Here is a 7,761-nt window from a genome sequence, read left to right as displayed (position 1 = left end):
GCCCGAGCAGCTCACCCAGCGCCGTGGCACCTGTGGTGAGCGCCTTGACGGTGTCACGGTTGGCGTTGAGGATCTGGTTGCGCTGGGCGGCCTGGGAGGTGATCTCCTGCTGCCACTCGGCGGACGCGGTGGCGACCTCCTTGCCGAGGACCTTGTTCGGGTCGATCGGCCCGCGCCAGGCACAGGACGCGAACCGGGACTTCAGGTCCTCCACGGCCAGCCGGAAATCGAGACTGCCCGGTTCGGGGGCGGTCTCCGGGAAACCGCCGTACGACAGGAACAGGCGGGCGTTGTCCGCGCTCGTCGGCTGGAAGCTCCGATTCATCAGCAGGTCGTAGGCCTGGTACTCGGTGAACTCCGTCGACCACTGGGTGGTGGGCAGGCTCGGGTCCGGGCTCTTGCCGTAGAGCGGGTCGCCGAGGTCCTTAACGGCCTTGAGCGTGGCGGCGTCCGCCTTCGGGGTCGGGTCCTCGTAGAAATCACCCTCCGCCCGCCACCACTGAGCGCCTGACCACTGCGGCAGACCGGTCTGTTCGAAGAAGTCCTGGCCGTCGTCGCCGGTGCCCGGCGGCCACTGGAAGTCGGCGACGCTCTTGAACACCGGAGGGAAGGACAGGCTGGTGAGCGGCGCCTTCCAGGCATTCCGGCGTACTGCGCGCGCAGCCGAATCGGCGTCCAGGAGGTCCCTGTCCTGCTCGAACGCCTGGGAGAGCGGGGTCGTCTCCCAGTACGCGCGGTTCGCCGCCGTGCGCAGCTTCTCCGGCGTCTGGTTCAGGCCGTCCTGCGCGACACCGAACATGGTCCGGCCGCCCAGCCGCACCACGTCGGACATCAGACACTGGTCCTGGCGGAGCTGCTCGGCCGCCGCCGCGTCGAAGCCGTCATAGCTGTCACCGCTGTCGGCCACCGTGGCCATGTCGTCGGCCGCGTACCGGCCCAACAGCGACGGCTGCACGGCGAGGCCGCCGATCAGGGCCACCGCCACGGTGGACGTCACGGCGGTGGTCAGGGCGGAGCGGAGTGGTCCGGACCGGGGTGATCCCGATCCGGTTCTGATGAACCCTCGTACGGGGCGCAAGAGGCATCCCTTCATCGCATGGAGGCGGCCAGGGGCCGCCCCTGCGTCAGGGCATGCGTGAAGAGCCGGCTCGCGGCAGGACAGGACGCAACGGTCTGTCTCTCCCCGTCGGCGACGGACATCCCCCCCCCGGTCGCCTTTCGACGCGCACGATGACGGAGTGGTCGGGTCCGCCGGGCGCGGCGATCACCATACGCAGAAGTGACGGGTTCAGGACAAGGATTTCAGTCCCGATCGTGAAGAAACCGTGATCGCACTGGGGACCGCGCCCCTACGACGTCTACGCCTTGACGACGTCCGGGGCGCCGTCGGCGACCCGCTCCTCCAGCTCGCGCGTCACCTTGCGCTCCACGAAGAACGCGGCCGTCGGCACGGTTCCGGCGAGCAGCACCCAGAGCTGCTTGCCGACCGGCCACTTCGCCTTGGAGCCCAGGTCGAAGGCGAAGACGAGGTAGACGACGTACAGCCAGCCGTGCGCGATGCCCACGGCGCGGGTGAAGGCGTCGGCGCCGTCGAGGTCGAGCACGTACTTGGCGATCACGCCCAGGGTCAGCAGGACCAGCAGCACACCGGTGACGTAGGCCATCACGCGGTAGCGGGTCAGCACGCTCTTCTTCATGCCGTCGAGCGTAACCGCCCGTTCCGGTAGATCTTGGGCCGGGTCAGTCCTCGTCGAAGTCGCGCGCCGCGACCCGCAGCGGGCGCAGCATCGCGAAGATCTCGGCGCACTCCTCGGCGTCGTACACGCCGAGCCCGAAGTCCATCGCCATGAGGTCGCGGGTGGCCGCCTCGACGACCTCGCGGCCCTTTCCGGTGATGACGGCGAGGGTGCCGCGGCCGTCGTTGGGATTGGGGCGCCGGGCGACCAGACCCGACTTCACGAGGCGGTCGACGGTGTTCGTCACCGAGGTCGGGTGCACCTGGAGCCGCTCGCCGATCTTCGACATGGTCAGCTCGCCCTCCTTGGAGAAGGTGAGCAGTACCAGTGCCTCGTAGCGGGCGAACGTCAGCCCGTACGGCTTGACCACCGCGTCGACCTCGGCGAGCAGGATCTGGTGCGCCCGCATGATCGACGTGATCGCCGACATGGACGGCACGTTGCCCCACCGCTGCTTCCAGAGCTCGTCGGCGCGGGCGATGGGATCGAAGGGGAGACTGAGCGGCTTCGGCACGGAATCGACCCTACCCGCCGGTCATATCACGGTCAGCCCTGTCTCGGCTTTCGGTCCGCGGGGCGCGCGGGGCCTTCGCGCGTCCGGCGGACACCGGTGTTCAGTAGATGCTGCGCAGGCCCAGCACGTCGCCCTTGCCGAGGGTGCGGGCGGTGGTGGAGCAGGCGAAGGAACTCGGGTACATGGTGAGGTTCTCGTGGCCGGACCCGACATGGCCCAGACCGAAGACATGGCCGGCCTCGTGGGTGGCGACGCTGCGGATGTCGTACGCGTCGTCGCAGGCGCCCGTCGGGTCGTCGGTGAACGTGTAGTCGTGGATGTTGAAGCGGACGTCGGCCTCGATCAGCCGGTCCGGGCCGCGGGAGACGGGGCGGCTCCAGGAGCAGGTCGTGGCGACGCTGTCGCTGCTGAGGTCCCCGGCGTCCCAGACGTTCATGCCGTCGCGGACGGTGCAGCGGGCCATGTGGTCGATCCCGGCCTCGTGACCGGTGGCGGCCAGGAATCTGGCGCGGGCCCCGATGGTGTCGGCGAGTCCGCAGGCGTTGCGGCCGCGGATGATGGCGGTGATGCCCTCCTCGAAGGCCTGGCGGACCTGACGGCGGGGCAGGTCGCCCGGCTGGGGGCCGTCGCCGATGAACCACTCGTACGTGCCGTACTCCTTGCGGTCGGCCACGGAGTAGGCGGTGTCCGCGCAGGGGTCGGGGGCGTCGGCGCGGCTGCCCGGGAGACGGACGGGGCGGTCGCCCCTGCCCGACGGCCGGTGCCTGGCGTCGCCGTGACTGCGGTCGCCCGCGCTGTCGCCCTCGCCGTCGTCGTAGCCGTAGGACACCGTGCCGTCGGCGGCGACGGCCAGGGTGAAGCCGCGGCTGGAACCGTCCGCCGTGAGGGAGTCGACGCCGACCTTGGTACCGGGTTCGGGGACCGTGAGGCCGGCGCCGCCGTGGGTGACCAGGCGGCCCACGGCGCCGCAGCGGATCGCGGAGGAGCCGGCGGGCAGGTCGTCGACGGTCAGCTCGCCGGGGGCGAGCACGCACGCGTGGCCGGGGTGTTCCGCACGTGTGTGCGTACCGGCTCCGGACGCGAGGAAGGCCAGCGAGGCCGCCAGGAGCACGGCGGCCGAACAACGGTTCATCACACAGGACTTGATCGACACCGGGAGAGATTAGCCAGCGCCCGCCGGGTCGAAACCCGTCCCCCGGTCGCCCTATTGAGCGACTGCTCAAACGGGTGTACCGTCCCTCGCAGACCGTTTGAGCGATCGCTCAAACATGCCCCGACCTGGGGGATTCATATGACGATCTACACGGAGGCGGGGACCCGGGTCCGCCTCGACGAGGTCCGGGCGCGAACACAGGACCCTTCGCAGCGCCACCGGTGGGGCCTGTAATTCACTCGCATTTCACCCGTATCGACCATTCTCCGCGCACGGAGGCACCCGATTGAGCCCCGCCCCGAGGACCGGCCCGGACACCAGGACCAAGCTGCTGGAAGGCACCCTGCGCACGCTCACCGAGCAGGGCATCGCCAAGGCGTCGGCACGTACGATCGCCGCGACCGCCGGCGTCAACCAGGCGCTGGTCTTCTACCACTTCGGCTCGGTGGACGAACTGCTCGCGGCGGCCTGCCGCTACGGCGCCGAGCGCACGGTGGCGCGCTACCGGCCCCGTCTCGCCACCGTCGCCTCGCTCACCGAACTGCTCGCCCTGGGGCGTGAGATCCACGACCTCGAGCGTGCGGGCGGTCATGTGGCACTCCTCGGCCAGCTGCTGGCCGGCGCCCCGACCCACGCGACGCTCGGCCCGGCCACGGCGGCGGGCCTCGACCTGTGGATCACGGAGATCGAGAAGGTCCTCGAACGCGTCCTCGCCGGCACCCCGTTCGGGGAGTTCACCGACCCCCCGGGGCTCGCCCGCGCCGTCGCGGCCTCGTTCGTCGGGATCGAACTGTACGAAGGGGTCGACGCGGCCGGCGCCACCTCCGCGCTGGACGCCCTGGAACAGCTGGGCCTCCTGGTCGCCGCCCTGGAGGAACTCGGCCCGGTGGCCCAGCGGGCGGTGCGGCAGTACCTGCGGCGGGCGTCCGCGCGGCGGTGAGCCGCCCCGCGGACGCTTCCTCCCGGACCCGCTCCCGGGACCCCTCAGTCCGCCAGGTACCGCTCCACCGTCTCCACCTTCGAGGTCAGACCGTCCGTCACACCCGGGCGGATGTCCGCCTTGAGGACGAGGGAGACACGGGGGGCGCGCGCCTCCACGGCGGCCACGGCGCGCCGGACGACGTCCATGACCTCGTCCCAGTCGCCCTCGACGGAGGTGAACATGGCGTCCGTGCGATGGGGCAGGCCGGACGCGCGGACCACCCGGACGGCGTCGGCGACGTACTCCCCCACGTCCTCGCCGACGCCGAGCGGGGTGACGGAGAAGGCGACGATCACGCGTTCACCACGCCTTCCTTGCGGGCGCGGGAGGCGATGGCCGCGTCGACGGCGGTCTCGGCCTCACGGCGCAGCCTGCGCTCGGCGAAGAAGCCGCCGGTCGGCAGGACGGAGAGGACGAAGTAGAGGGCGGCCGTCCGCAGGGGCCACTTGGCGCGGTTCCAGGCGTCCGCCCAGAACAGGACGTACAGGACGAACAGGATGCCGTGGACCATGCCCATCACGGGCACCGCGTTGAAGTCCGTGGTCCGCTTCAGCACCGAACAGACGAGCAGCAGCAGGAACGAGACGGCCTCCGGGGCGGAGACCAGACGGAGGCGGCGGAGGGCGGAGGCGGTCTTCAGGTCCACGGGGTCACCTTCGATGGGACTTCGGGGGGACTACGTCGGTCGGTTCGCTTGTGAACGTACGCACAAGCATTCGTCCATTGTGGCAAACCTGTCACCTAGGGGTGCGCTCAGGGTCGTTCTCCATCCACAGGTGCTGTTCGGCGCACCCGCGGGGCCGCTACCTTCGCAGCGTGGCGATGTTCCGACTGCAAGGCAGCAAGGTGCTCGCCGTCGACATGACCGGGGACGCCGTGAAGGCGAAGAACGGCTCGATGGTCGCGTACGACGGTCAGATGGCCTTCAAGAAGCTCAGTGGCGGCGGTGAGGGGATCCGGGGGATGGTGACCCGGCGGCTCACCGGCGAGCAGATGACCGTGATGGAGGTGAGGGGACAGGGGACGTGCTGGTTCGCCGACCGCGCCTCCGAGATCAACCTCGTCAGCCTCCAGGGAGACAAGCTGTTCGTGGAGTCGAGCAACCTGCTCGCCACGGACGCGGGCCTGCGGACGGGGACGAGCTTCACCGGCCTGCGCGGCGCCTCCCAGGGCAACGGACTGTTCACGACGACGGTGGAGGGGCACGGCCAGGCGGCCATCACCTCCGACGGACCGGCCGTCGTGCTGCGGGTCAGCCCGCAGTACCCGCTGACCGTCGACCCGGGGGCGTACATCGCGCACCAGGGCAATGTCCGTCAGTCCTTCCAGTCCGGTGTGACGTTCCGCACGTTGCTGGGCGAGGGCGGCGGCGAGGCCTTCCAGATCCGCTTCGAGGGGGACGGCCTGGTGTACGTCCAGCCGAGCGAGCGCAACACGATCGCGGGGGACGTCTGAGGTGACCTTCCGAGAGATCAACTCCAAAATGGTCGAGGCGACGGTCGTGCCGGGCCAGCGGCTGTTCAGTCAGCGCGGCGCCATGCTGGCGTACCGCGGCGAGGTCTCCTTCACCCCCAACATGCAGGGCGGCCAGGGCGGTGTGACGTCCATGATCGGCCGGCGGCTGGCCAACGAGGACACCCCGCTGATGACGGTCGAGGGCAGCGGTACGGTCCTCTTCGGGCACGGCGGCCACCACGTCCAGGTCATCCGGCTCACCGGGGACACCCTGTACGTCGAGGCGGACCGGCTGCTCGCCTTCGAGGGCACCCTCCAGCAGGGCACGATGTTCCTGGGCTCCCAGGGCGGGGTCATGGGCATGGTCCGGGGCCAGATCAGCGGCCAGGGCCTGTTCACCACCACCCTCAAGGGGCAGGGCGCGGTCGCCGTGATGGCCCACGGCGGGGTCTTCGAGATCCCGATCACCCCGCAGCGCCCGGTCCACGTCGATCCGCAGGCCTACGTCGCCCATCACGGCGACGTCCGCAACAAGCTGTCGACGGCGCTCGGCTGGCGGGACATGGTGGGGCGCGGCTCCGGCGAGGCGTTCCAACTGGAGCTCAGCGGCAGCGGTGCGGTGTTCGTCCAGGCGTCGGAGGAGAAGCTTTGACATCCTCCCCGCCCCAAAGGACGGGGATTCCTGGCTCACGTTGGCTGGGGACCAGCGGTCCACCAGCCCTTACACGGTCAGCACCAGCCGGGTTGAGACCAGCCCGGACCAGCATCACGCGGGCGGAGTTCTTGTCCCTGGGGGATGCGACTCCGCACGCGGTGCAGGTGTAGGTACGTTCCGAAAGAGGAAGTGCGTGCTTGGTTCTCGCTCCGCACGACGCACAGTCCATGGTGGTGTGCGCAGGATGCACGAGGCGGATGTCCCGTGCGTGCTTGCGGCCCATCTCGATCAGGGCCGTCTTCGTGGCGCCGATCGCCGCGTCCGCGGCCTTGCGGGCCATGGTGGTACGGCTGAGGAACTTCGGGCGGAAGTCCTCGACGGCGATCGCGTCATGGTCACGGACGACGGACTTGGCCCATTTGCGGGCGGTGTCCTGCCGCTGCCGGGCCACCTTCTTGTGCAGCTTCGCCATCTGTGCCTGTGCCTGCCGGTAGCCCTTGGACGCGGCCTGTCCGCGTGCAGGGCGGCGGCGGGCCATCATCCGCTGGTGGCGGGCAAGGCGCTGCGCGGCTTGCTTGCCGTGCTGGGCGTGGGGGAGATCGTGGGCGTCGCTCGTGGTGGTGGCGGTTTCCTTGACGCCCCAGTCCACACCGAGCACGGCGCCCGTGGCCGGGAGCGTTTGCACCTGGGTGGCGACGACGAACGACGCGTACCAGTGCCCAAGGCTGTGCTGGTAGACGCGCACGCTGGTGGGGGCGGCCGGGAGGTCGCGGGACCACACCATGGTCAGGGCGATCCCGCCCGCGATGTGGAGGCGCCCGTCCTTCAACCGGAATCCCCGCTGGGTGTAGTTCATGGTGGGCAGCGCCTCGCGCTTGCGCTTGATGCGGGGCATCCCGGCGCGCTGCTTGATCGGAAGCCGGGCCTTGACGTCCTTGATCGCTTTGGCGCGGGACTTGGCGAAGTCGCGGATGGTCTGCTGTTGCGGCACCGACGCACCCTCACGCAGCCACGACATCGCGGCGCGGGCTTCGGTCAGCATCTTGTCGAGCTGCGCCGGACCGCACGTCACCTTCTCGGCGGCGCCCTGGTTCGCGGCGTGGATCTTGCGGGACATGGCCACGCACTCGTTCCACACCCACCGGCAGCGCGCCCACTCGGCGAGGAGGCCGGTGCGGGCGGTCGACGACACGCGGAGCCGGTAGGTGTACCGGGCGTGCCCGGCATCCCCCGAAACCTCTCGTGTCGCCATGACACCATTATGCC

9 protein-coding genes and 1 pseudogene are annotated in these 7,761 nt (G+C 70.1%); 3 read left to right on the top strand and 7 right to left on the bottom strand.

The genetic code is table 11. The features are described from left to right. The 4 genes and pseudogenes from AQJ64_RS41580 to AQJ64_RS48700 all read right to left on the bottom strand — a co-directional run. A pseudogene (locus AQJ64_RS41580) lies at positions 1–997 on the bottom strand (virulence factor); the annotation flags it as partial. Between the two features lie 361 nt (positions 998–1,358). Continuing rightward, positions 1,359–1,697, bottom strand: coding sequence for a DUF3817 domain-containing protein (locus AQJ64_RS41575; protein ID WP_055635103.1), 339 nt, complete (start codon positions 1,695–1,697; stop codon positions 1,359–1,361). A 43-nt stretch (positions 1,698–1,740) separates the two neighbouring features. After that, positions 1,741–2,250, bottom strand: coding sequence for a MarR family winged helix-turn-helix transcriptional regulator (locus AQJ64_RS41570; protein ID WP_055635102.1), 510 nt, complete (start codon positions 2,248–2,250; stop codon positions 1,741–1,743). A gap of 100 nt (positions 2,251–2,350) precedes the next feature. Next, a complete protein-coding gene (locus AQJ64_RS48700; protein WP_240512700.1) occupies positions 2,351–3,403 on the bottom strand; it encodes a matrixin family metalloprotease in 1,053 nt (350 codons plus the stop codon). 286 nt (positions 3,404–3,689) lie between these two features. Here AQJ64_RS48700 and AQJ64_RS41560 point away from each other — a divergent pair, with 286 nt between their 5' ends. Continuing rightward, positions 3,690–4,343 (top strand): TetR/AcrR family transcriptional regulator, encoded by a 654-nt coding sequence (locus AQJ64_RS41560; protein ID WP_055635101.1) that lies wholly within the window; start codon positions 3,690–3,692, stop codon positions 4,341–4,343. 44 nt (positions 4,344–4,387) lie between these two features. On the opposite strand, the gene AQJ64_RS41555 is transcribed toward AQJ64_RS41560, so the two are convergent. Both AQJ64_RS41555 and AQJ64_RS41550 read right to left on the bottom strand, forming a co-directional pair. Next, positions 4,388–4,681, bottom strand: a complete 294-nt coding sequence (locus AQJ64_RS41555) for an MTH1187 family thiamine-binding protein (RefSeq protein ID WP_055635100.1) — start codon at positions 4,679–4,681, stop codon at positions 4,388–4,390. After that, a complete protein-coding gene (locus AQJ64_RS41550) occupies positions 4,678–5,031 on the bottom strand; it encodes a DUF3817 domain-containing protein (RefSeq protein ID WP_055635099.1) in 354 nt (117 codons plus the stop codon). The genes AQJ64_RS41555 and AQJ64_RS41550 overlap by 4 nt, the downstream gene beginning before the upstream one ends. Before the next feature lie 176 nt (positions 5,032–5,207). Between AQJ64_RS41550 and AQJ64_RS41545 the strand changes: the two genes are divergently transcribed. Both AQJ64_RS41545 and AQJ64_RS41540 read left to right on the top strand, forming a co-directional pair. Continuing rightward, positions 5,208–5,840, top strand: a complete 633-nt coding sequence (locus AQJ64_RS41545) for an AIM24 family protein (RefSeq protein WP_055635098.1) — start codon at positions 5,208–5,210, stop codon at positions 5,838–5,840. Position 5,841: 1 nt separating this feature from the next. Continuing rightward, positions 5,842–6,492 carry an AIM24 family protein gene (locus tag AQJ64_RS41540; protein WP_055635097.1) on the top strand — a complete coding sequence of 217 codons (651 nt, stop codon included), beginning with the start codon at positions 5,842–5,844 and terminating at the stop codon, positions 6,490–6,492. On the opposite strand, the gene AQJ64_RS41535 is transcribed toward AQJ64_RS41540, so the two are convergent. Then, a complete protein-coding gene (locus tag AQJ64_RS41535; RefSeq protein WP_240512699.1) occupies positions 6,443–7,747 on the bottom strand; it encodes an RNA-guided endonuclease InsQ/TnpB family protein in 1,305 nt (434 codons plus the stop codon). The genes AQJ64_RS41540 and AQJ64_RS41535 overlap by 50 nt on opposite strands. Between the last annotated feature and the right edge of the window lie 14 nt (positions 7,748–7,761).

It is taken from the genome of Streptomyces griseoruber (assembly GCF_001514205.1).
Classification (GTDB): domain Bacteria; phylum Actinomycetota; class Actinomycetes; order Streptomycetales; family Streptomycetaceae; genus Streptomyces; species Streptomyces griseoruber.
This window is presented reverse-complemented; position numbering and strand designations above follow the sequence as displayed.

Coding starts and splice junctions, on each gene's coding strand:
- AQJ64_RS41535 (WP_240512699.1), bottom strand. CDS start 7,747: ATGGCGACACGAGAGGTTTCGGGGGATGCCGGGCACGCCCGGTACACC.
- AQJ64_RS41575 (WP_055635103.1), bottom strand. CDS start 1,697: ATGAAGAAGAGCGTGCTGACCCGCTACCGCGTGATGGCCTACGTCACC.
- AQJ64_RS41545 (WP_055635098.1), top strand. CDS start 5,208: ATGTTCCGACTGCAAGGCAGCAAGGTGCTCGCCGTCGACATGACCGGG.